General features: G+C 57.4%; 20 protein-coding genes. 13 read left to right on the plus strand and 7 right to left on the minus strand.

Annotation, left to right across the window (positions count from 1 at the left end; all coding sequences use genetic code 11):
• Positions 1 to 23: 23 nt before the first annotated feature.
• From HMPREF1287_RS07370 to HMPREF1287_RS07380, 3 genes are read left to right on the plus strand one after another with little or no spacing between them, the layout of a single operon-like run.
• The gene (locus HMPREF1287_RS07370) at positions 24 to 650 is read left to right on the plus strand and encodes an MptD family putative ECF transporter S component (protein WP_023018090.1); all 627 of its coding nucleotides are present in this window, start codon (positions 24 to 26) and stop codon (positions 648 to 650) included.
• Complete coding sequence (locus tag HMPREF1287_RS07375; protein ID WP_014303365.1) at positions 650 to 1,396, plus strand: energy-coupling factor transporter transmembrane component T; 747 nt, start codon at positions 650 to 652, stop codon at positions 1,394 to 1,396. Before HMPREF1287_RS07370 ends, HMPREF1287_RS07375 begins: the two co-directional genes overlap by 1 nt.
• Before the next feature lie 14 nt (positions 1,397 to 1,410).
• Positions 1,411 to 2,871 carry an ABC transporter ATP-binding protein gene (locus tag HMPREF1287_RS07380; RefSeq protein ID WP_227917020.1) on the plus strand — a complete coding sequence of 487 codons (1,461 nt, stop codon included), beginning with the start codon at positions 1,411 to 1,413 and terminating at the stop codon, positions 2,869 to 2,871.
• 3 nt (positions 2,872 to 2,874) lie between these two features.
• Here the strand turns inward: HMPREF1287_RS07380 and HMPREF1287_RS07385 are convergent, their stop codons facing one another.
• From HMPREF1287_RS07385 to HMPREF1287_RS07405, 5 genes are read right to left on the minus strand one after another with little or no spacing between them, the layout of a single operon-like run.
• Complete coding sequence (locus HMPREF1287_RS07385) at positions 2,875 to 4,599, minus strand: ABC transporter ATP-binding protein (RefSeq protein WP_023018091.1); 1,725 nt, start codon at positions 4,597 to 4,599, stop codon at positions 2,875 to 2,877.
• Complete coding sequence (locus tag HMPREF1287_RS07390; RefSeq protein WP_023018092.1) at positions 4,599 to 6,365, minus strand: ABC transporter ATP-binding protein; 1,767 nt, start codon at positions 6,363 to 6,365, stop codon at positions 4,599 to 4,601. Before HMPREF1287_RS07390 ends, HMPREF1287_RS07385 begins: the two co-directional genes overlap by 1 nt.
• Before the next feature lie 27 nt (positions 6,366 to 6,392).
• A complete protein-coding gene (locus tag HMPREF1287_RS07395; RefSeq protein WP_023018093.1) occupies positions 6,393 to 7,178 on the minus strand; it encodes a thioesterase II family protein in 786 nt (261 codons plus the stop codon).
• A complete protein-coding gene (locus HMPREF1287_RS07400) occupies positions 7,175 to 8,392 on the minus strand; it encodes a glycosyltransferase (protein ID WP_023018094.1) in 1,218 nt (405 codons plus the stop codon). Before HMPREF1287_RS07400 ends, HMPREF1287_RS07395 begins: the two co-directional genes overlap by 4 nt.
• Before the next feature lie 7 nt (positions 8,393 to 8,399).
• A complete protein-coding gene (locus tag HMPREF1287_RS07405) occupies positions 8,400 to 9,029 on the minus strand; it encodes a sugar O-acetyltransferase (protein WP_014303359.1) in 630 nt (209 codons plus the stop codon).
• 411 nt (positions 9,030 to 9,440) lie between these two features.
• Between HMPREF1287_RS07405 and HMPREF1287_RS07410 the strand changes: the two genes are divergently transcribed.
• The 3 genes from HMPREF1287_RS07410 to HMPREF1287_RS07420 are packed head-to-tail and all read left to right on the plus strand — an operon-like array spanning position 9,441 to position 12,077.
• Positions 9,441 to 10,505 (plus strand): ATP-binding cassette domain-containing protein, encoded by a 1,065-nt coding sequence (locus tag HMPREF1287_RS07410; RefSeq protein WP_014303358.1) that lies wholly within the window; start codon positions 9,441 to 9,443, stop codon positions 10,503 to 10,505.
• Positions 10,502 to 11,263, plus strand: coding sequence for an ABC transporter permease (locus HMPREF1287_RS07415; RefSeq protein ID WP_014303357.1), 762 nt, complete (start codon positions 10,502 to 10,504; stop codon positions 11,261 to 11,263). The genes HMPREF1287_RS07410 and HMPREF1287_RS07415 overlap by 4 nt, the downstream gene beginning before the upstream one ends.
• Positions 11,256 to 12,077: an ABC transporter permease gene (locus HMPREF1287_RS07420; RefSeq protein WP_023018095.1), complete on the plus strand. Its 822-nt coding sequence runs from the start codon at positions 11,256 to 11,258 to the stop codon at positions 12,075 to 12,077. The genes HMPREF1287_RS07415 and HMPREF1287_RS07420 overlap by 8 nt, the downstream gene beginning before the upstream one ends.
• Positions 12,078 to 12,618: 541 nt before the next feature.
• On the opposite strand, the gene HMPREF1287_RS07425 is transcribed toward HMPREF1287_RS07420, so the two are convergent.
• Together HMPREF1287_RS07425 and HMPREF1287_RS07430 are read right to left on the minus strand one after the other, a co-directional pair.
• Positions 12,619 to 13,827 carry an IS110 family transposase gene (locus tag HMPREF1287_RS07425; RefSeq protein ID WP_023018097.1) on the minus strand — a complete coding sequence of 403 codons (1,209 nt, stop codon included), beginning with the start codon at positions 13,825 to 13,827 and terminating at the stop codon, positions 12,619 to 12,621.
• Between the two features lie 447 nt (positions 13,828 to 14,274).
• Positions 14,275 to 15,500 (minus strand): IS3 family transposase gene (locus HMPREF1287_RS07430; protein WP_156905120.1). Its coding sequence is split into 2 segments (ribosomal slippage): positions 14,275 to 15,224 and positions 15,224 to 15,500, totalling 1,227 coding nucleotides; the frame shifts between segments, so codons are not numbered across the junction.
• Positions 15,501 to 15,572: 72 nt separating this feature from the next.
• Between HMPREF1287_RS07430 and HMPREF1287_RS07440 the strand changes: the two genes are divergently transcribed.
• From HMPREF1287_RS07440 to HMPREF1287_RS07465, 7 genes are all read left to right on the plus strand, one after another.
• Positions 15,573 to 16,247, plus strand: a complete 675-nt coding sequence (locus tag HMPREF1287_RS07440) for a prolyl oligopeptidase family serine peptidase (protein ID WP_023018100.1) — start codon at positions 15,573 to 15,575, stop codon at positions 16,245 to 16,247.
• A 527-nt stretch (positions 16,248 to 16,774) separates the two neighbouring features.
• On the plus strand, positions 16,775 to 17,722 hold the full coding sequence (locus tag HMPREF1287_RS07445; protein WP_005285127.1) for an ABC transporter ATP-binding protein: 948 nt from the start codon (positions 16,775 to 16,777) through the stop codon (positions 17,720 to 17,722).
• Positions 17,719 to 18,579 (plus strand): ABC transporter permease, encoded by an 861-nt coding sequence (locus HMPREF1287_RS07450; protein WP_005285130.1) that lies wholly within the window; start codon positions 17,719 to 17,721, stop codon positions 18,577 to 18,579. Before HMPREF1287_RS07445 ends, HMPREF1287_RS07450 begins: the two co-directional genes overlap by 4 nt.
• Positions 18,580 to 18,610: 31 nt before the next feature.
• Complete coding sequence (locus HMPREF1287_RS07455) at positions 18,611 to 19,759, plus strand: sensor histidine kinase (RefSeq protein ID WP_232218843.1); 1,149 nt, start codon at positions 18,611 to 18,613, stop codon at positions 19,757 to 19,759.
• Entirely contained in the window at positions 19,756 to 20,379 is a 624-nt protein-coding gene (locus HMPREF1287_RS07460; protein WP_023018102.1) for a response regulator transcription factor, read from the plus strand. The genes HMPREF1287_RS07455 and HMPREF1287_RS07460 overlap by 4 nt, the downstream gene beginning before the upstream one ends.
• 526 nt (positions 20,380 to 20,905) lie before the next feature.
• Positions 20,906 to 21,151 (plus strand): CopG family transcriptional regulator, encoded by a 246-nt coding sequence (locus HMPREF1287_RS12175; protein ID WP_023018103.1) that lies wholly within the window; start codon positions 20,906 to 20,908, stop codon positions 21,149 to 21,151.
• Positions 21,152 to 21,293: 142 nt separating this feature from the next.
• On the plus strand, positions 21,294 to 22,127 hold the full coding sequence (locus HMPREF1287_RS07465; RefSeq protein ID WP_023018104.1) for a hypothetical protein: 834 nt from the start codon (positions 21,294 to 21,296) through the stop codon (positions 22,125 to 22,127).
• Positions 22,128 to 22,129 lie beyond the last annotated feature (2 nt).

The raw sequence follows: 22,129 nt of genomic DNA on the forward strand, positions 1-22,129 counted from the left end.
AGCCTAATCTGAAAGGAAACATCATGCCCAGTACTCCCCACACCACCCCGAAAGATGCAAAAGCAGGACGGCTGAACATCACCGACCTGATGAACATCGGCATCTTCTTCGTCATCAACTTGGTAGCCGGCGTGGTCATCGCCTTCATCGGCATCACCCCCATCACCTACGTGATGATCACCAGCGTTCAGGCCCTCATCCTGGGCATCCCGATGATGCTGTTCTTGGCCAAGGTGCACAAGCCCGGCATGGTCTTCATATTCCTTCTTCTCAGCGGCCTCGCCAGCCTGCTGCTTGGTTTAGGCATATGGCCACTGCTGCTCAGCTTGGTCATGGCCGTGTTTGCCGAGTTAATTTTGCGCGCCGGCAAGTATACGAGCGCAATACACAGTGTGATCGCCTATGCCTTTATAGCAGTGTCATCCACCGCATCATATATTCCGCTTTTCTTCACCACTCGGCGCTACATAGAGAGCAGCGGCATGCAGACCAAATATGGTGCTAGTTTCGCGGATGGCCTCACCTCTATTGGCCAGATGACTTGGCTATTCCTCATCATTGTGATAGTAACCTTCGTCTGCGGGATCCTCGGCGGGATCCTCGGCCGGCGCATCTTCACCAAGCACTTCCAGCGAGCAGGAATCGCCTGATGTCGCCCACTTTGCCCGGATCAGGCACGCACACAGCGGGACTCCATCTGGACCCACGCACCACGGTGCTGGTCATCCTCGTGGTGTCCTCGGTGCTCATCTCACCGGCCGGGTCCAGTGGGGCGCTGGGCAGCACCGCCCGGTGGATGCTCATTGCCGTTCCCGGGGCACTTTTCCTCGCCTCCGGCATGGTGGCCGCTGCACTGCGATACGCACTCACCTTCGCGGTGCTCGCCGGCTTTCCTGCGGTGGTGGTACAGGCCCTGCCCGAGCGCCACATCATCGTGGACGTGTGCGCTACGTGGTTCGCAGGGCTTTCGCTCATCCTCCCTGGCATCACGTGCTGCTGGTACCTACTACGCACCGTCTCGGCCAGCGAATTCATGGCCGCGATGCAGCGCATGCGGAGCCCCGACGCCCTGACCATCCCCACGTCCATCATGTTCCGGTTCTTCCCGACGATTCTCGAGGAATACCGCGATATCCGCACCGCCATGCAGATGCGTGGCATCTCGGGCCTGCGCAACCCGATCGCTATGCTCGAATACCGCTTTGTGCCACTGTTGGCGTCCGTTGTGAGCATCGGCAACGAGCTGGCTATGTCTGCAGTGACCCGCGGATTGGGCTCGCCTCGCCGACGAACCACGCTGTGCGAGATAGGCTTCCGCGTAGGCGACGCAATAGTCATAAGCGTGCTCGTCGTGTCCCTGATCCTACTACTGGTAAATATAGTGATGCTGCCGTGATAAAGCTGCACGATGTGTCACTATCCTATGGTCAAAACACAGCGGAGCCGGTGCTGCACCACGTAAATCTCACCGTGGCGAAGGGCGAACTAGTTCTAGTGTGTGGCGAATCAGGCTGCGGTAAGTCCAGCCTGCTACGCCTGATAAACGGCGTGGCGCACACGTTCTGCGACGCCCAGATTTCGGGGGAGGTGCTGCTGGACGACGAAGACATCACTCATGCCCACCCACACGACATCGCCGAACGCGTAGGCTCAGTGTTCCAAAACCCCAAGTCGCAATTTTTCACGCTGGAAGTAGCCAGCGAACTCGCCTTTGGCTGCGAAAACCTCGGCGTGGCGCCCAACGAGATTCGACAGCGTATTGGGGAACTTTCCGCAGATTTCGGCATGGTTCATCTCCTCGACCGGCACCTGTTCACACTTTCCGGCGGCCAGAAACAAAAAATAGCATGCGCTTCAGTGGCCGCGATGCACCCACAGGTACTACTACTAGACGAACCATCATCAAATCTCGACCTCGCCGCCGTCGATGAGCTGCGCCGCATCGTCGCGCAGTGGAAGACACAGGGCCGCACCGTCCTGATCGCTGAGCATCGGCTTTCCTACCTAGTTGACATCGTGGACCGAGTGCTGGTTATGCAGGACGGGCAGATCGCTCATGATCTCAGCGGCTCGGAGTTTCGCACCCTAGACAAGGCCGAACTGTACCGCATGGGCTTGCGCTCAGCGCAGCAGGTCCCCGAGGTGACCCGCGAGCCACGCCCTTCAAGTGGCACGATGGTGCTCAAAAAGCTACAGTTCACCTACCCCAAGGCTACAGAGCCATCCCTGAGCATCAGCCACACGGAGTTGCCGCAAGGACAAGTCATCGGCGTGGTAGGACGCAACGGGGCCGGAAAATCTACCTTTGTGCGCGTTCTGACTGGCCTGGAATCTAAGGCCACCGGCGTGGTGGACATCAATAACCGCTCGCTCTCGGGTCCCCGGCAGCGCCTGCGCCAGTCCTATTTAGTAATGCAGGACGTAAACCACCAGCTTTTCGGGGAGAGCGTGGAGTCCGACGTAATCATCGGCACCAGTGGACCGGATGGGAAAAACGAAGCGCGCCTTACCGAGGTGCTTGGTGCACTTGATCTCGCGGACAAGCGGGCCCGGCACCCGATGTCGCTTTCGGGCGGCGAACGCCAGCGCGTGGCCATCGCCTCAGCAGTCCTAAGTGAGCGCGAGGTAATCGTCTTCGATGAACCCACCAGCGGGCTGGACCTGTGCCGCATGCACCGGGTGGCCCACCTGCTAGACGCCCTAGCCCGGCAGGGCAAGACCGTTTTGGTAGTAACCCATGACATGGAGCTGGTGGCGCGGTGCTGCGATCTTCTCCTGCGCGTGGAAAAAGGCCGCCTTACCGCCTGCGAACCGTGCGATGATCTCGCACTGGCGCGCACGGTGCGGTATCTACGCGGCCGCGACAGCTAGTCCCTACAGCTTCCAGCTGGTGGCGTCGCTCTTTTCACCCCAGAAGCTGCGGTAGCGTGGGGAACTCTCCATGAGTTCCTCGTGGTTGCCGATAGACTCCACGGTGCCGGAGGGACTCATCATCACAATCTGGTCCGCGTCGCGGATGGTGTGCAGCCGGTGCGCAATGACGACGATGGTGCGCTCGGCAGAAAGCGTTTTCATACCGCGCATCACAAGGTGCTCATTCTGCACGTCTAGAGAGCTAGTCGCCTCATCAAGCAGCACGATCCGCGCGTCCTTCAGTAGCGCACGAGCGATGGAGACACGCTGACGCTCACCACCGGAGAGATTCTGCCCGCCCTCGCTAATCAGGGTGTCAAACCCCTGCGGCAGCTGCCGGGCAATCTCGGTGACACCGGCCAACTCCGCTGCGCGGAGCACCTCCTCCCGCGTTGCATTGTGGCAGCCCAGGCGGATGTTTTCATACAGTGTGTCCTCGAAGAGGTACACGTATTGGAACACCATAGCCAGCGAATCCAACACCGCCCGGGAGCCAAGATCGCGAATATCCACACCACCGATACGGATGGTCCCCTGGTCAACGTCATAGAAGCGTGCCGCAAGTTTTAGCAAGGTGCTCTTGCCGCAGCCGCTGGGACCCACCAACGCAGTAGTAGTTCCGGGCGCCACGCGGAAACTCACGTCGCGGACCACTGGGGTGTTGGGTTCGTAGCCAAAGCCCACCCCATCGAACTCGATGCCATAGTCGCGTGGCGCCGCCGGAACCGCAGGCTCCGGCAACACCCGCGCATCGAGGATCTTTTGGATCTCATCTAAGGTATTGCGCGCGGATTCCAAGCCCTCGCCGTAGGGTATGCCCGACATAGCAACGCGAGCCAGGATGAACACCAACACAATGACGCCAATGTAGGTGCCTGCTTCTAGCCAGTGGTTGAGAAGTAGCACGGTGGCCAGGGCATCAATGACCACGGTACCGACCATGATGATTAAAGCCAGACGACCCATGATCATCTCACCTGTCTTCTGGGTGTGCTGCTGGGCGCTAAGCTGCTCTCGAATCGAGGCGCGCACGGCGCGCTCCCCCAGCGAATCCGGCCCAGCCATGCGCAGCACCGGCTGCACCTGGGCGAACTCCAGCACCTCCGCGGCGCCGTGCTCGTTGCGCTCGCCCTTCTGGCGCTCTGCCACGCGGTACTGCCGCATTAGGCGGTTATAGGCGAACCACACCACGGCAGCCACTGCAACGGTAACCAGCCCCAGCCGCCAGTCCATGGCGATGAGAAACACGCAAGCCAAACCGGCCGAGGCAGCACCGTGCAGCATGGGCCGCAGCATCATTGCCGGCGCGTTAGCGGCAAACAGCGCACCGCTGGTGGCTACAACACCGATCTGGCCGGCGCGATCTTCTTCAAAATAGCCCAGGGGTAGCTGTGCCGTGCGATCGGCGATAAGCCGGTGGATGCGCAGCACGTAATCATGCCCCAGGTGCTGGGCAATAACCTCAGTGGGCCAGTCTGCGGCGGCGTAGACGAGGACGGAGATAATGATCCAGGGCAACCATGCTGCGGCCTGCGCGGGATCTTCGCTAAACAGCGTGTCCAAAAACAGTGCAATGAGGATAAGGCCAATGGCCAACGCCACCGCGGAAATCCCAATTAGCGTAAGGACCAGCACCAGACGGCGACGATCAGCCGGACTGCCCAGTGAATAGAGCGTGCGGATCATTATTTTTCCTCCCCTTGGATGCCCGCCTGCGCGGTTTGGTAGCGTGCCCACATCGTGGCGTAGCCCTTGCCTGCCGCCACTAACTCTTCGTGAGTGCCTGCTTCGGTGACCTCACCGTTTTCCAGCATGAGGATCCGGTCAGCGCCGGTGATCGTGTGGAGCCGGTGTGCGATAACTACTAGCGTGCGCCCGGCCACCAGCTCGGTAATGGCCCGCTGGATCGCGGCCTCGGAGTCCGGATCCGCAAAAGCGGTGGCCTCATCCAACACGAGGATCGGCGCGTCGAGCAAGATGGACCGGGCAATAGCCAGCCGCTGCTGCTCGCCACCGGAAAGCTGCGCGTCCTCTCCCACCACCGAGTCGTAGCCGCGCGGCAGATGGGTAATGCGCTCATGAATCTGGGCGGCGCGGGCGGCGCGAACCACGTCTGCGTCGGTGGCCTCCGGGTGAGCGAGGCGAATGTTATCCCGCACGCTCATCCGCATAAGGTAAGGGTCCTGGAAGACGAACCCTACCCTACGGTAGAGCTGGTCAGATCGGAGATCAGTACTAGGGACGCCACCAATGCGCACCGACCCCTCCGTGGGGTCTAATAGCCGGGGGATGAGCGCGGCTAACGTGGACTTCCCCGAGCCGGAAGGTCCCACCACCGCAGTGATGCTGCCGGCGGTAAGTTTTTGGTTAATGCCGGAAAGCACCGGGGTGTCCGGCACGTAGGAGAAGCTTAAATCTTTCAACTCAATTCCGGCGTTTGCAGGCTCCCTGCCGCCAGCAGCGGGCGGCAATACCGGGATGTTGAAGAACTCGGTGAGATCCGCCGCGGCAGCCTTCGCCTCCGAAAACATGATGTTAGTGCGCGAAAGCATAAGCAGAGGCGCGGCGATGTTGTTGATGAACAAAAACGCTGCCAGCACATCGGCCACTGGTACGCCCGCAGACGTGATGAGCCACGGGCTGGCCGCGGCTACCACCAGCAGGCCAAACCCGGTGGAGGTGAAGATCTTCATCAAAGCGGTGGGGTGTACGGTGGCGTGCAACCACTCGCGATAGAACCCACCAAAACTCCGGGAACGACTAAGGAAAATGCTCTCGTCGTAGCCTTCCGGAACAAACACCTTGATAACCGGGATGCCGCGCACCAACTCTACGACGGCGGCGTCTAGCTGCTTCTGGCTGGACTTAAATTTCTCCGCCTTTTCTTGAAACTCGCGCATCATAAACGGCATGGTGGCCACTGCCAACAGCAGTGGTACCAGGCCCAGCAGGCCTATCCGCCAGTCCACCACGAACATGTATCCCAGGCTCAATAGCGGTACGAGTACACCGGCCGAATAATCGTGCGGCGCGTGGGCGATGAGCTGGTGGATCTTGGTGACGTCGTCTTCGATGTAGGTTTTCACAGTCCCCGAAGGTGTCCGCGTAAACCAAGACAGCGGGAGCCTACCCAGCTTGGTAATCTGCTGCTGGCGTAAGTGCTCGCCCAAAAGGCCGTCGGCCTGGTGGCTTACCTGGAGGCTCTTCACGGTTGCCTGTCCATGTAGGACGGTGGCCACCATGAGCGCCGCGACTAGCAGCCACAGCTTTGACGCATCTATCGGCTCTCCCTGGAAGGACAGCATTACGGTGCGCACCAGCTCAACCAGCACGATTACCGGCACCAGCGACAAAAACGCCGCCAGCACCGCCAATAGCAGCGACACCGTGATCTGCCGGTGGGCAGGTTGAGATATTTGCCTAAATGTAATGGGTGGTTTTTGTTCGGTCATCGGGGCCTCTTTACTTAACAGTCACAATCACGCATTGTTCCGCGCTAACCAGGCAGTGTTCCCAGTAATTCCCGCTAGAAAACCGGCAAGCAGGTCGAGGAACTCGGTTCCAGTATCGAGCGGGAAGAAATGCCCACCCGGCAGGACCTTCAGTTCAAAACTACCGCTGGTAAAATTTTCCCACCGGGAAAGCATCTCTGGGCTGACAGCTGGGTCGCTATCCCCCGCCAATGCCAGCACAGGAGAGCGAAGCACCGTGGTTGCATGGTGAAAGCCCTCGTGTAACACATAATCGCGACGAATGTCAGCGAGCAGCAGCTTCATCACATCATCATTGGCAAGGATCTCAGGTGGTGTGCCACCTACCTTCTCAAACTCCCTGCGCAGCGCACCGAACCCCATTGACGAGTGGTATTCCCCAGGCACGGTTTCTCCGGGCGCCTGCCGTGCGGCCACCACCACGGCTTCCGGTATAGTGGGCCGATGCATCTGCTGCAGGCAGGCAGCAACCTGGTAGGCCAGCGCTGCCCCCATGGAGTGGCCGTACAACGCAATCGGCGCGCCCGCCGCCAGATCTACTATCTCGGTTGCGCACATATCGGCGAGCTTGTCAAAGTCGCTTACCCATTTCTCTCGGCGACGGGTTGCCTTTCCGGGAAGCTCCACCGGCACCACGTCAATGCTTGGGTTGACCCCCACCCATCCACGATAGACGGAAGCGCTGCCTCCTGCGTGATGGAAGCAAAACAAGAGGGTTCCAGTGCGATGTCCGGCCACAAACGGAAAGACTCCCTCGCAGCTGATTTCTGTCATTTTTCGCCTTTCGCTAGGTCGGACTGATTAAGCACGATTTCTACTGCTGCGACGGTACCCGGGTCTGTGGCAAGCAACTCGGGCATCCTGCGGGCTGCGGAGTCGTATGCTCCACTTACCAAATCGGCAATTCCGGCGGCCAGGGACTGGGCACTCAGTTCGCCTCGCTGGGCGTCAATATAGTTCGGCCCGGCACCGTTTCGACAAACTGCGTTGGCATGGAAGTGTTGGTCACCACCGAATGCAACCGCAAGGCACGGCTTGCCGGCGCGCAGGATCGCCCCGGTGGTGCCCAGTGAGCCGTGGCAGATGCCTGCACGGCACCACGGAAGCACAGTCGCGAACGGGACCCGGGCGACGGTGAGGATTCCTTCTCTCACACCAGGCTCATGATCGGGATCGACGATTATCGCCCGCAGACCATGCTCGATGCACGCGTCTCGAGTCCATCGTTGAAGGTCATAAACGCGATCTGAGACCATACTCCCAAAGCTTGCCAGAACCGGGGCCGAGCCGGCAGCCACAAACTCCTCGACTGCTGGGTCTAGGGCGAGTTCACTGTGGTGCGGGTCAAGCCACTCGCCAGTGACGTGAATGTGGTTTTTCCATTCCGGCGCCGGCGGACTCAACGCGGGACTGAATTGGTAGATCGTGGTTGGTGGAGAGGAGAGCGCTCGCTGACGCAGCCCCAACCTACGGCGCCATGCCGCTATCACTGGGCGCATCGCCCAAGCCATCAGAGTATTGGACATCCAGTGGGTGACCAGAGCTCCGACAGAGCCGTCCAGTTTTCGCGGATCCACGAGGCTGTAACGGAGGCAGGGTTCGGTAGGGAAAACCTGCACCCGAACGCTGGGGACTCCGCGTGCAGCCCCTAACAACCGAGCAACTTCACTGAATTGGGTGTACATGACCACGTCAACGCCATCCATGGCATGCTCTAACACATCGAAAACGTGGGCGTCAGATATCATCTCACGGATACCTAAGACAGTGTCCATCATGCCTTTACTATCGCCCAAAAGGCGCTTCATTAACGCCCGGTAATCACCGGGTAACTCGATGTAGTCCACCCCGTTTGCACGAAAACTCCCGCCGAATTCGCTAAACCCAGCCAAAACAAACTGGTGGCCACGATCTCGAAGTGCGACACCAAGGTGCGCAAATGGCAGCATATCACCCTCAGAACCCAGGACGACCGCGAGAACTTTCACAGCCGTCTCAATCCGTAATCCAACTAGGCCACTCAGGAACCCAAGACTCCCCCATGAGCTTATCTTCCGGGCCAATATCACGAATGACTCGGCACGGATTACCGGCTGCGAGTACCATGGGCGGAATATCTCTTGTCACAACACTGCCAGCACCAATTACTGCACCATGCCCAATCGTGACACCCGCAGTTACCGTGCAATTGCCACCAAGCCACACATGGTCTTGTATGGTGATCGCACCCCCGGTACACACCATGTATTGCCGCTCTACGGGGTCTAAGGCGTGATTGCCAGCAAAGAAGGAACACCATGGACCAACCATGACCTCATTGCCAAATGTCACCGGGGCCATATCAAGTACCGTCGTTCCTCGATTGAAGGTCACGCCATCTCCGACCTTGATTTTCGAGCCATATTGGACATGAAATGGCAGGAAAACCATTAAGCGCTCCCCCAGTTCACCAAGCAGGTCTGCCATCACTGCCTGCTTCTCCGCTGTTTGAAGTGGACGAAGCTGGTTGAGATCGTGACACTTCTCCGCCGCCTCCATCATCTCGTAATAGAGATCCGGGTCCTCAATAGGGCGGAAGGGCTGACCGCAGAGAATCTTATCTTCGATTTGCTCTCGAGAATCCATGGATACTCCTTTGTGCTTGAGAGGCGCGAGCCACAATACGAATTACGGTCAGCCACGCGGTTTGACCCTGACTAGTCGGAATACCCAGATTCTTAGCTCACACTTGGTAGCTTACAGGCCTTCGACTTAATTGTCAAGCATGCCATGCCTAATTATGGTATGCTCAACTTTGCAGCAACCTGCAGCGTCGCCGCCGATCAGCCGACCTGTGCAGCCCTCTCCTGCGGGGCGCTGTGCACGACCCGGTGCCGCTAGACATACATCATTTTCTAAGGATTAGTTGGCACTACCCCAGGCGCTTGCTCCGTGGACCACAATCCATCGTTCGCGGGCAATAATCGGTTTTCCTTCTGCGGTAGGAGAATCGGTGCGCCGTCTAATAGACCGTTGACGTATATCCAGGGATGAATCATGAAAGAAAACCCCACCACGGCAACCGCTAGCGGTGACCCCAGCGCCACCGCAGTCCCCTCAACCAGCGCCCACGCAAAAGGCCGCGACCTGGTGCTTGATGTCCAAGATCTGCGATGTAGCCTGGGAAAAGTCAAGAAGCGAACGGAAATCCTGCGCGGTGTGACCCTCGCCATTCCGCGCGGGGGCATCCTCGCCGTCCTAGGCGCCAATGGTGCCGGCAAGACAACCTTGGTCAATGTCCTTTCCACGCTGCTGCCCGCCACGGGCGGAACCGCCATCATCGATGGCCACAACTTAGCCACGGATCCTTCCAAGGTGCGCGCTTCCATCGCGCTGACCGGGCAATACGCCGCAGTGGATGAGGAGCTTACCGGCAAGGAAAACCTCATCTTCTTTGGCCGCCTGGCAGGGCTTAAAGCTAGCGATGCGAAGGCCCGCGCCGCGGAACTTCTTGAGCGCTTCGATCTGGTTGGCGCCGCCGACCGCCTGGTTTCGGCATACTCGGGCGGCATGCGCCGGCGGTTAGATATCGCCGCCTCCCTCACTGTCCCGCCCGCGCTGCTGTTCCTCGACGAGCCGACCACGGGCCTCGACCCCGCCGCGCGCAGCTCCGTGTGGGATACCGTCCGCGGGCTGGCGGCCGACGGCACCTCGATCCTGCTTACTACCCAATACCTGGAAGAAGCTGACCAGCTCGCAGACCGCGTCGCCGTGCTCGCCGGAGGCAAGGTGCTCGACGAAGGCACCCCCGCCGAGCTCAAGGACCGCTATGGCACCACGGTGTGCCTCATCACGATGTCTAGCCCGGACGATGCCGCACGCCTCACCCACACCTTGCAAGAACACCGCATCGACTGCCGCCAAGAGGACACCGTATTGCGCGTCGATGCCCCCGATGGCCACCGCACCCTAGTCCGGGCGCTGGCCTTGTGGGATGGCGACGACACCTCGGTCGCGGACGTCTCCTTGGTTCCGCCCTCCTTGGACGATGTCTACTTCGCTATCGCCGGGTCCGGCGACATCGCGCAGCAGGCTCCCCACACCGGTGGAGGCTCCCAGTGAACGCGCTCGGAGCAGTCGCTGCCTCGTGGCACCGCAATGTCCTGCGCACCGTCCGCAACAAGGCCGTAATGGTTTCCGCCGTGGCAATACCCAGCCTGTTCATGGTCATCTTTTACGCCACCTTCGCCAAGGCTTCGACGGAACTCGGCATCGATTACGCCGCCTTCCTCCTGCCCGCCGGCGTTATTCAGGCGATTGTGTTCGCCGCCGGGGGCTCCTCCTTGGCGATTACGCGTGACGCCGAAAACGGCATCCACGACCGCATCCGCGCCACCGGGACGCCCGCCTGGGCCACGGTCGTCGGCCGGCTGCTGGCAGATCTCACCCGCGCCGCGTGGTCGTGCAGCATCGTCGTCCTCACCACGATCCTGCTCGGTGCCCGCTACGCTGCCGGACCGGGTCGTATTATCCTTACCATCGCCCTTTTCGCCGCCCTCACCATCATCCTCTCCGCGTTTATCGATGGCTCCTGCCTGTTGGCCCCCAAGCCCACCTCGGCGTCCTTGCTCTTCCAAAACCTCGTGCTGGTCATGGTGATGTTCTCCACCGCATTCGTGCCTGCGGATGCGCTGCCCGGCGGCATTGGCCCCATCATCCGGCACGTACCGCTATCTCCCATCTTGGACACCGCCCGCAACCTACTAGGTGGCGCTGCCCTGGGGGCGCGCGGAGTCGAAGCACTGTGCTGGCTCATCGCCATGACCGTCGTTGGCGTATGGGGCTTTATCACCGCTTTCCAGGGGAGGAAACATGACTAACCACACCACCGCCACCGTGTCGCACGACACCACCTGGCTGTCCACTGTCGCCACGCATTTTGGAAGGCACCTGCGCGCCGCCCGCCGCGATAGCGCGGTAATTACCAATACCGTGGCTGGTCCCGTTTTGATGTTCCTGGTCATGCGGTGGCTGTTTGGCGACCTCATGGCGGCCTCGCAAGGCTCTGCCACGCTCGACGCGTTACCGCTTACCATCGCGCTCATCCTTTCCAGCGAACTGATGAATGGCACCTCCGCCGCCGCGCAGATAATTAAGGAACGCCAACGCGGTATCACCACCCGCATCGCGACCACGCGCTACGGCACCAGCCCGGAGATCTTCGGCCGCTGGTGTTTCGATTCCTTACGCAGCCTTATCTCCGGCTGCGCGGTGCTGCTGGCTTCCGTGGCTTCTGGCCTGCGTATTCACACGCTGGCCGGGTTTAGCTGGGTGCTGTTAGTCATCATCTTCGGCGCGGTGGTGGCCGCCTCGCTATCGGCCATGGTGGGCGCGATGTGCGCCACCCCGGAGGCCGCCATTGGCCCGGCCCCCATCATCATGGCGGCCATGGCACTTAACGGCGGCCTCGTGCCCGTGGAGCAATTCGCTGGTGTGGTTCAACCCATCGCCCGGTGGAATCCGCTTACCTTCGCCGCCCGCGCCGGCGCCGCCATCGACGGCACGCCAAGCGCCGAAATCCTTGCCACCGGCCAGCCCGGCACCGCAGTCTGGGCTTTCGTGGCCTGGATGGTAGCACTCACCGTAGTGCTGCTAGCCGCCGCAGCTGCGTTCCGCCGCCCCACCATGTCGTAAATAGCGCCGGTTAGCGCGACAGTGCTACTTGTCGCGCGGCGGCGTCCCCAGCGGCGCGGTAGCGCTACTTGCCGCGCAGGGCGCGCCGCCGCGATAAAGAGCTGCGAATCTTTACCCGCGGCCGCGCTAAGGCGGGTAGTGTCGCCGCCGGTTACCGGCAACCAGGCGGCCTCGCCCGGGGCTAGCTCCAGGTCGTTTACCGTGACCACACCAGAAGTAGCCAGGGCGATGGCCGGTCCGGGAAGCTGCGTGGAAACCGTGGTGCCGGCGGGCAAATCGTAGCGGGTCACCGCAAACTCCTGCACCGGCAGCGGGTACTCTACTACCGTCGCGGTGTTGGGCGCGGCATCGGCAACAGCGGCGCTCTCCGCGCCTGCACCATCGCCCAGGGAGGTGTTCCTATATAGTTTGTCAATTCCGTGGGTGAGTTTGTTGGGGGTGTGAAGGGTTTCTGCTTTTCCTTGTGGATGTTGTTTTCGGGCACGGTGAGGAGCCGATTGGGCTTGCTGTGCAATCGGCTTGAGGTGAGGGTCTGTTGGTTCTAGGCTGCTGCGGCCTCCTGGGCTGTGGAGATATCTCGGTAGAGCTCGCCGTTTCGCATCATGGCGAAGAGAACGTTGAGGCGTCGGCGTGCGAGTGCGACGACTGCGGCGTTGTGTCTTTTGCCTTCTTTGCGTTTTCGTTCATAGAATTGCCGGGAACGCTCGTGGAATCTGATCGATGCAAAAGATGATTGCCATAGGGCGTTCTTTAATTTTTTGTTGCCAGCCCGGTTAGGCGAATTCGACATGATAGACGTTCCTGACTGATTCGTCCGCGGTGATAGCCCTGCATAGGATGCTAGGTGCGCTGCATCGGGGAAGTCGGACATATCGCCAACAGTCATGAGGATCTGCGCGGCGCTACGCGGGCCGATACCAGGCATGGATAAAAGAATCTCGGTCTGCGGAATGTCCTGAATCAGCTTGAGTACCTGCGCTTCGATTTCTTTACGATGCTCTAGTTTGGCTAGTGCATCTGTGGCGGACATTGTGACGCCAAGTTCGGCGTATTCTGCGCCGGCAATGGATACGGTCTGTTCGTGGATGGCAGCAAGCATGGCATCGATGACAGGCTCAGGATTGCGTGCCCTGTGTTTGCGTGCAAAGGCTTTCAGGCGTGTTCTACCGATGCGTCGAATCTTGGTGGGGCCACCGTATTTTGCAAGTAGGTGGAGGATCCACTTTCGGTGAATCATCTGTCCGCGCAGGACATGTTCGAATGCAGGATAGGTTCCTACGAGCGCGGATCGCATCTGGTTAATCAGGCGTGTGTAGGCCCGGGCGAGGTCTTCGTCGATACCGTTGAGAACTTTCAGCTGGATAAAGACGTCCTCAACGCGGTCGACACTGCGCAAGGAATCTGGAAGGTTAAGACCGGCATGGGCGATAACGTAGGCGTCGCGTACATCGGTCTTACAGTTGCCGACGTGGATGCGAGAAAGCTGTCGCATCGCAAGTCCTGGTAGATAGCGAACGTCGACGCCCATGTCTTGGGCGACTGCGACGGTTAACCGGCCGATGTTGTTGGGTTGATCGACAATGACAAGGACCGAGGCGTCGTCAGCGAGGAATTGGCCAAAGAGCTTGCGTAGCGAGCCTTCATGCTGGTTGATGCGTTTGGACAGGACTTGCCTGCCTTGGGGATCGAGGACGCAGGCGTGGTGGAAGTATTTGCCGACGTCCACGCCAATGACGAAGTCATAGGCCATGGGTGTATGCCTCCTAGCGATGAATTAGAAGTTGGATTATTTGAGCTTCATCGCTGGGTTGGTCGGACATACTTCACGCTGGCATCCACATTACTGTGAGACCTCATACCACCTGGGCTGGGTCAGGTTCCTATTAGCAGTCTGGAGTATGTCACTGTCTTCGGCGGCATCACCCCCCGGATCATTGTCAGACAGGGACGAAAATAAGCCATACCGAAGCCAGCGACTAGTTCCACTGTCCTTTCAGACGGAGGGAACGGAAATAAACATAACCCGCCCAATCGGGTGGACAGGCTATGAATCTTCGGCGCCCTGAGGTGGAACTGCTAACAACGTAATGGGTGGTAATGGCGGCGACGCGGGGTTCGGCGAGGGCGTCGAATTTGAGCACCTTGACCAGCTCGGGGACGTCAACGTACTGAAGCACCCTGGGTTTTGTTCCGGGCATTAGACCTGAACTAGCTCAGGCCGATTTGCATAATACGCAGCCTCCACCTGCGCTGGGGTCTTCAGCCCCAACGCATCGTGGTACCGCTTGTTATTCCACCAATACACCCAGTGCATCGTCGCCAGCTCCACATCCGCCAACGAGTCCCATGACCTGCGCTGATAGATCAACTCGGTCTTGTATAGTCCGTTGACCGTCTCCGCCAGGGCATTGTCATACGAGTCACCGACCGTGCCCACCGACAAGTCGATCCCCTCCTGCTCCAGGCGGGTGGTGTACGCCACCGACACATACTGCGACCCACGGTCACTGTGATGCACCAAAGGCCCATCTAACTGGCCTTTCGCTGAATGAATGGCCTGCGACAACGCTTCCATCGGCAGCGCCACGGCTGACAGCGAAGACTTCGTCGACCACCCGACGATCTTGCGACTAAACGCATCGGTGGCAAATGCCGTGTACACGAACCCACTACGGGTACGGACGTAGGTAATATCAGCGACCCACAAGCGGCTCGGCGCATCAGCAGTGAAGTTGCGCTTGACCAGGTCAGGGCGCGAATCGGGCTGCTTGGCAGGCTTGGTGGTCACGAGGTTGCGGCCACGACGCACACCCTTGAGGCCTGCGATTTTCATCAGCCTGCCGACCTGGTCGCAGCCGATGTCGTGACCTTCGTCAACCATGGCCTGGTGCAGCTTACGGATGCCGTAGACCCCGAAATTGTCGGCGTGTAGGCGCTTGAGCTCTTCAATGAGTTCCTCGTCGCGAAGCGCCCTGGCCGATGGTGGGCGGGACTTAAACGCCCGGTAGCCGCGTGAGGTGTAGAAATCTTCGCAGAAGTCCTCGCGGAGCACCCGGCAGATGGCCTCGACCCCGTAATGATCCTTGTGCTCGTCGATGAAGCGGATCATTAGCGTCCGGGATGGTCGAGTTCCCGTGCGAAAAAAGCCGATGCGGCCTTGAGGATCTCGTTTGCCCTGCGTAACTCGAGGTTTTCGCTGCGTAGCTGCTGCATTTCTTCGCGTACTTCAAATGGCAAATCGTCACCTGGTGGGGTCTTTTCCAAGCTCTTTTGCATCCACCCGCGGATGGTGTGGGGGCTAACTCCGAGGCGTTCGCCGACTACCGTGGCGGCCTGCCATGCGGAGCAATCGTGGGCCTTGCGGTGCTCGTCGGTTAGGCGGACGGCGCGCTCCTTGAAATCTTGTGGGAACTTCCTACCCATGGATGATGATCCTTCCTCAAACTAGGTCGGAACAAAACCCAGGACGGTTCACTGTCGGCTGGAAAGCATAAGGTGCCAGTAACACTCCTGTCTGATTTTAGTGACCACAACGATACGATCGTGCTGAGTGTCCATGGCGGTTTTGGTGCTCCATTGTTGCCGTTTTCCTCACTTCCTGTCACTCAGAGTCTCGCTCTGGCATTTGCTCACGTCCGTGGGGGCGGTGAATTGGGGCCAGTGTGGGCTGCGGATGGCCGAGGGGAAAACAAGTCAAATGCGATAAAGGATCTGGCCAGCGCTGTCAAATTACTTAAGTCCCACGGTTACCGAAGAATCATACTTTCCGGTGCCTCGCACGGGGGTTGGTTGGCTTTAGTCACCGCGTTGCGCCATCCAGGCTTGGTCGCTGGGGTGGTAGCTACCTGCCCTATCGTGGACTTACCTGGATACCTTGCCACTGAGCTTGGTCATAAACATCGCGTGGAATTTCCAACCGATCCGCATAATATGGATCCAGCCGCGTTGTTAGATAGTATCAATCCTGCTTACATAGAATTATTCTTAGTTGCAGGTGAGAAGGACTCGATCGTCCAAGATCAAGACCTCGATGCCTTCTGTACTCATTGGAAGAGCATCGTCGGTCCGATAACGCTGCTCCGACACCAAGGCGGCCATTATGCTCCACCGAGCGGCGAAATAGAAACCTTGGAGAAGCAACTTCTAAAGTTTGTGACTGGTCAAGACTAAGACAAACCAAACGTGGCGTCTGCGATAAATCCACCGCAGACGCCACTCCTAGCACACTCACCGATGACTAGCGCCGTCCAATGGGGTTACGTAGCCGGTAAACCAATCGGACCGTCGCATACACAGCGAGGAAGCTTACCAGTATAAGAACCAGAGTGCTGTTGGCGGAGCCAATCGCTAAGTAGGCGCAAATTGCTAGAACTGTCACAGTCAGGAAAAATACAGCCACCTCACGACGGATCGTCGGTGCTGGAGTCAATCGAATCATGTCTTGAAAAAGTTTCATGAGAATGCCTTCCCTTGGGTTTATATGGTTCTTATGCTTCAACTGTGCCGATACTGCCGTCTGAATCCTAGTGCCAAATGTACGTAGGCTATATGAGCTTTATCCTTCGTAACCGATGGAAAGGCGGGCCATTCCACATTGCTAATAATGACAAATGTCATGCTGCTCTAATGATCTTCCATATAGAAGGTAGTGATCAATCCCCGCATTCAAACGACTCAAATTTTGCCAGCATAGAGGCATGAACGAAATAGCAAAACGTGAAACAGTCCTCCAAGTCAGAAACCTCACCCGTAGCTACGGCAAAGGAAAAAAGGAATTTCAGGCTGTAAAGGGGCTTGACTTCTGCGTCAGCCGCGGCGAAGTTTTTGGCCTTCTTGGTACCAATGGTGCTGGAAAAACATCCACGTTGGAGATTCTTGAAGGCCTGGCCCCTGCATCTTCTGGGGAAATCAAAGTCTTTGGGAGAGACCCCTTTGTTGATAAAGCTCTCATTCGTCCAAGAATGGGCATCATGCTCCAGTCGGGTGGGCTTCCCGCGCAGCTAACAGTACGCGAGACTATCAAAATGTGGCAGGGTACGTGTTCGAATCCTAGAGATCCTGAAGAGATACTTGCAGACGTCGAGCTACTGCACCGGCTTGATGTTCGGGTAGGGGTCCTGTCTGGTGGCGAGCAACGTCGACTCGACCTCGGCTGCGCCCTGCTCGGAAATCCGGAGCTACTGTTTTTAGACGAACCTACCACGGGGCTCGATCCAGAGTCCCGGAGAAATGTGTGGGATCTGCTCCTGCGGCTCAAGGAGCAGGGAGTCACGATGGTTCTGACCACCCATTATTTGGAAGAGGCCGAACTGCTTTGTGATCGCATCGCCATCATGAATGAAGGAGCCGTTGCCCGCGAGGGTACGCTCTCCGAACTGGTGAATTCGGTTTCTGCCGAGATCACGGTATCCATTGCCCGTACCCCACCCCGGATTCCGGGCACTACCGTTACCACCGAGCGAGGATACCACACGATCTCTACACAGCAGCTGCCCCGAGACGCTCTCACTATATTGGAGTGGGCGCGTGAAAACCACCTTGAGTTGGAGCGATTCTCCGCTCGCCCTGCGTCTTTAGAAAAGGTGTTCATGAGTATTGCTGATGAGCACAATCCTCAACCTAGCTACAAAGGAACGCGATCATGACCTCTGCTACCTCCAACCGTGTGAATGTCGGCAACGCGTCACCTTCGGAATATGCCAACCACCGGAGTTCCAGCTGGAATCGTTATCGAGCCTTGGCTGTGGCCGAAATTCGACAATACCTGCGCAACAAAACGCTACTTTTCATGGCTGTAGTATTCCCCATTGGGGTGGGACTATTGATGCAGTTTATGGGTGAGGACGGACAGCCTGCAAGCGCACAAATACGAACCGCAATTTCAATGGAAGTGTTTTTCCTAATCGCGCTGATGTTTGTCCAGTTCTACTCCGTTCTGTCAATGACAACTACGCGACGTGATGAACGCGTTCTGAAGCGATTATGCACTGGTGAAGCTCGCAGCGCCGAGATACTTGCGGCGTTGGCCACCCCCGGAGCGATCATGTCGCTCCTGCTTACTGCGCTAATGTCAGGCATACTCATCTTCTACACAGGTGACCTACCGAGTACAGGTATTTTGCTTTTTCTGGCCATGATTCTAGGAATCGTCATCTCAACAGGTTTAGCGCTACTCACCAGTTCGGTCACAGCCAATGCCGAAGCCGCACAGATGACTTCTCTTCCCGTCATGGTTTTAGCCATGCTCTCCCAGTCTCCGCTTCGTTCCACGCTGCCTGACCAGATCCAAGAACCCTTAGCACGTACTCCTTTTGCACTGCTTGGAGATCTCACCTTCATCGAGTGGGCGGGGGAGCCTTATATTGCAGCTGCCGACCCTAGACTTGGCGAACAAACTGCCGGTATGGTCACAGCCTTGGGACCACTTGCACTCATGTTGGTCTGGAGTGTTGCGCTAATGTGGGCAGCGTTCCGCTACATGCAATGGGAAACTAACCGCTGATTACTAATTAAACCCAATGTATTCTGACAGCATGACTGTGCTGCAGGGGTTCATGGAGATGCCAGAGACCGAAAAATTCTCCGCCTATGTTCGGCTTTCAATGCATGTAGCACTGCTAGCAATTGCTGTCTTGAGCTTCCGACAGGTCTTGGTGTCGCTCGGAGAATTTCAGCCTAGCCCTGTCCTGCTGGTCGTATTACTTAATGCGGGGCTCACTGCACTGGTAATCGAACGAACGTCGGCATTTTCAACGGCGTCTCGACCGCTCGGGTTTCTTTATCCGGCAGCTATCGCCATAAATTTATTGTGCTGGGCTGTCTCCATTGGCGTCCTTGCCATACAACGCGCTCCCCAGCTGACGGGTACCACTAGCGGGCTGTCGATATTCTTGTTATGTAGCTTCGCGTTCGTGCTCTCGATCCACATAAAACACGCTTACCTTATTGTTGTGGCGTTAAGCGTAATTACCGCATCCGTGGTTAAGCACCCAGAGCTGGATCATCCCATGTATATCGTTGCCTTTGCATTAGTGTTGGTCTGGGTGAGCAGGGTGACTGTGTGGTCGGTAGGGATCGTCAAAGAGCTCTACCGGACGCGAGGGTTGCAGTCGCAATTGAAAGTACAGGAGGAGCGCCTGCGCTTCGCCCAAGAGCTGCACGACAGTTTAGGACAACGCCTAGCGGCGATGTCCCTGAAGACACAGCTCGCCATTTCGCTGCACAGGAAAGATGGCGACAGGACAGTTGGTGAACTTCGCGAGCTTGAAAAGCTCGTACGGCTCATGCGTATGGATCTGCATCAAGTTGTAACGGGCTACCGTACCCTGCATCCAAAATCGGAGCTGGAAGAAGCCAGTAAGCTACTGGGAGGATCTGACATCGAGGTCACCGTGACAGGATCCCCACAAGACATCCCTGACGCCTGCCACCAGACCGCCGCTTGGTTTATCCGCGAAGCAAGCACCAACGTGATAAAACACTCGAGCGCGAGCATGGTGAGTGTCAAGATCTCTGAACACATGGTATCCATCACCAATGATGGTGTAGAACACACTATCGGACCGCTCGGCGGTATACAAGCACTACAGGAACGGGCGAAGCAGATCGGTGGCACTATCTCCCTTACCCACCAAAACAATCAATGCACTGCGACACTTTCATGGAAGGACACCGACAAATGATCTCCCTAGCAATTGTTGATGATGAGCAGCTGATTGCTTCTTCGCTAGCCACCTTGTTAGAACTGGAAGACGATCTTAAGGTGACCGAGACCTTCGCTTCCGGTGAAGAGGTGATCTCTTGGTGGAAAAGGGCCAGTACCCTCGACTCCCCACTGCCCAATGTGCTGGTTACGGATCTGCAGCTCGGAGGCATTGATGGTGTCGAGCTAGCACAGGAAATTTCGCGCCTGTCGCCCCAAACGGCTATCGTCATAGTTACGAGCCATTCGAGGCCACGCCAACTGAAGCGAGCGCTGACATCCGGTGTACAAGGATTTCTGCCGAAAACCGCGACTGCAGAAGAATTTGCCACCGCGATTCGAACGGTACACGAAGGCAGAAGCTTTATCGACCAAGAACTGGCAGCTACAACCATCACCGCAACTTCCAGCCCGTTGACTGAACGCGAAGCCGAGGTTATCGAAGCCGCTGGTAACGGAGGCTCGATAGAACAAATTGCCAAGGAGGTATTCCTGGCTACCGGAACAACTAGGAACTATCTGTCCTCGGCAATGGCTAAACTTGGTGCGCAGAACCGATTCGAAGCATATTTGCGCGCCCAAGAATTAGGCTGGATTTAGAGCGAAAATTCTAGTCCTTCGCCACCGTCAGCGGTATCCATCTATTCGTAGGCACCATTCGCAATCGAGCGAGCAGACCTTGGATTCTAAGGGTCGTTCCAGCGGTGGCCATTAAGCACTCTCTCGTCATGCGTGGAAGTCTGGCTGCGGACGCTGGACAAATTTGACTAGCTTCTTATATGGCTCTGGATGTGGTGATTGCTGCAGAACCGTCATCGGACCTGACCCCGGAAAGTGGACGCGTAGGGGCCAGGCCCGCGTATTTGTTCGTTCGTCTATAAACCACTCCAAACAGGCAAATAGTGGAGCGGGTCAAGGAAAGTAAGGGGAGTCATTCTCAAAGCATTTAAAACACCTTCACTTGCAGTTTTCTTCCAATGAGGTTCTGCCTAACTGGTTAGCCGCAAGGGGATCGTATATTACTTACGGTATTGCCCCTTACACCGCCCCCGTGGGCGTTTGAGTCCCTCCGAGCGTTAATACAGCAAGTATCGACAGTGAATAATTTTCGTTATACGATATTTTCATGCCTGTGAACATCACTCAAGACCAACTCGACACGTGGGTTTCCGAAGCAGAAGAAGGCTACGACCCAGACGTGTTGAAAAAGCGCGGACGTGGACGCCCCGGTCGCGGGGCAGAGCCTGCTCAGGTTGTCGCTGTGCGCCTGACTGCCGATGAACTTAGCGCCCTAGATCGCCTAGCTACGGAAAAGAATCTCACCCGATCTGAGCTTGTCCGCCAAGCAATCAGCGCACTCACGGCGGCATGAGAACAGCCAAATCTGCCACTAAACACGGTATTGCAGAAACCGACGGAATCTATGCAGCTTCCTATCCACTGTGGATAGAGCCTCTTGACGATGCTGGGGTTGCCCGCAACTATGTCGCTTCGCTCAGGGAAGGGATTTAAAGATGAGTGTGTACCTGCGGCGAGATATTGATTATCTGCTAGCCCCTTATTCTTATGATCAGTTATTTTTGAAGCTGCCTTTCGATTATGCGGTTGAGGCTGCCGCACGGTCACATGTTTTCCACACGCCTTTAGACACAGCTAATAGTTACTGGTCACAGCAGTATGTAAACATTGATACCACCGTCGATGATCTTCCCCATGCGCTGCGTCTTGGGGTGCACGATCCGCAGTTTCCTCGTCGTTGGGCAGCAGTTTTGGAAACCACGAATCCCGATTGGGTGTGGTTTATCAGCGATGATACGAGCAACAATCACGACTTTTTCGCAACCGTTAGGTATAACGGTTCTATTCCTTTTGTTCCCGGTATGACACAGCTACGTATCGTGGATGAGCCAGATGAACGCAAAATCGTCACAGGATGGAACTACCGCTCAGGCAACAAGTGCCTCATCATCGACACCTACGATATGGATGCTGCTATCGGCAAACGCGCCCCTGTCGCTGAAATCCGAGGAAACAATACCTTTATTGTAGGGATCGGGGAAGGAGAATCCCGGTTCCAGGCTTTTACCGACTGGCCTGACGGCGAAGACTTCGCTTTCCCTGGACTGGAAAGACTCAAAACCAAAAAAGGTCCATTACGCAAGCGGTTTACTACCGAAGATCTCTTCGAATGCGCACAACTTTTCGGACTCGATCCCTTCAACAGGCAATTCCTCACCGGGCGTGCAACACTCATCAATAGTGGATACCCTTTGCCTAAAAAGTACGGACCATGCGCTTTATTTGAACGTCGTGAACACACCTGGGACCGCGAACACGAAGGGAACTAAAG

It is taken from the genome of Corynebacterium sp. KPL1986 (genome assembly GCF_000477975.1).
In the GTDB taxonomy this organism is placed as follows: Bacteria; Actinomycetota; Actinomycetes; order Mycobacteriales; family Mycobacteriaceae; genus Corynebacterium; species Corynebacterium accolens.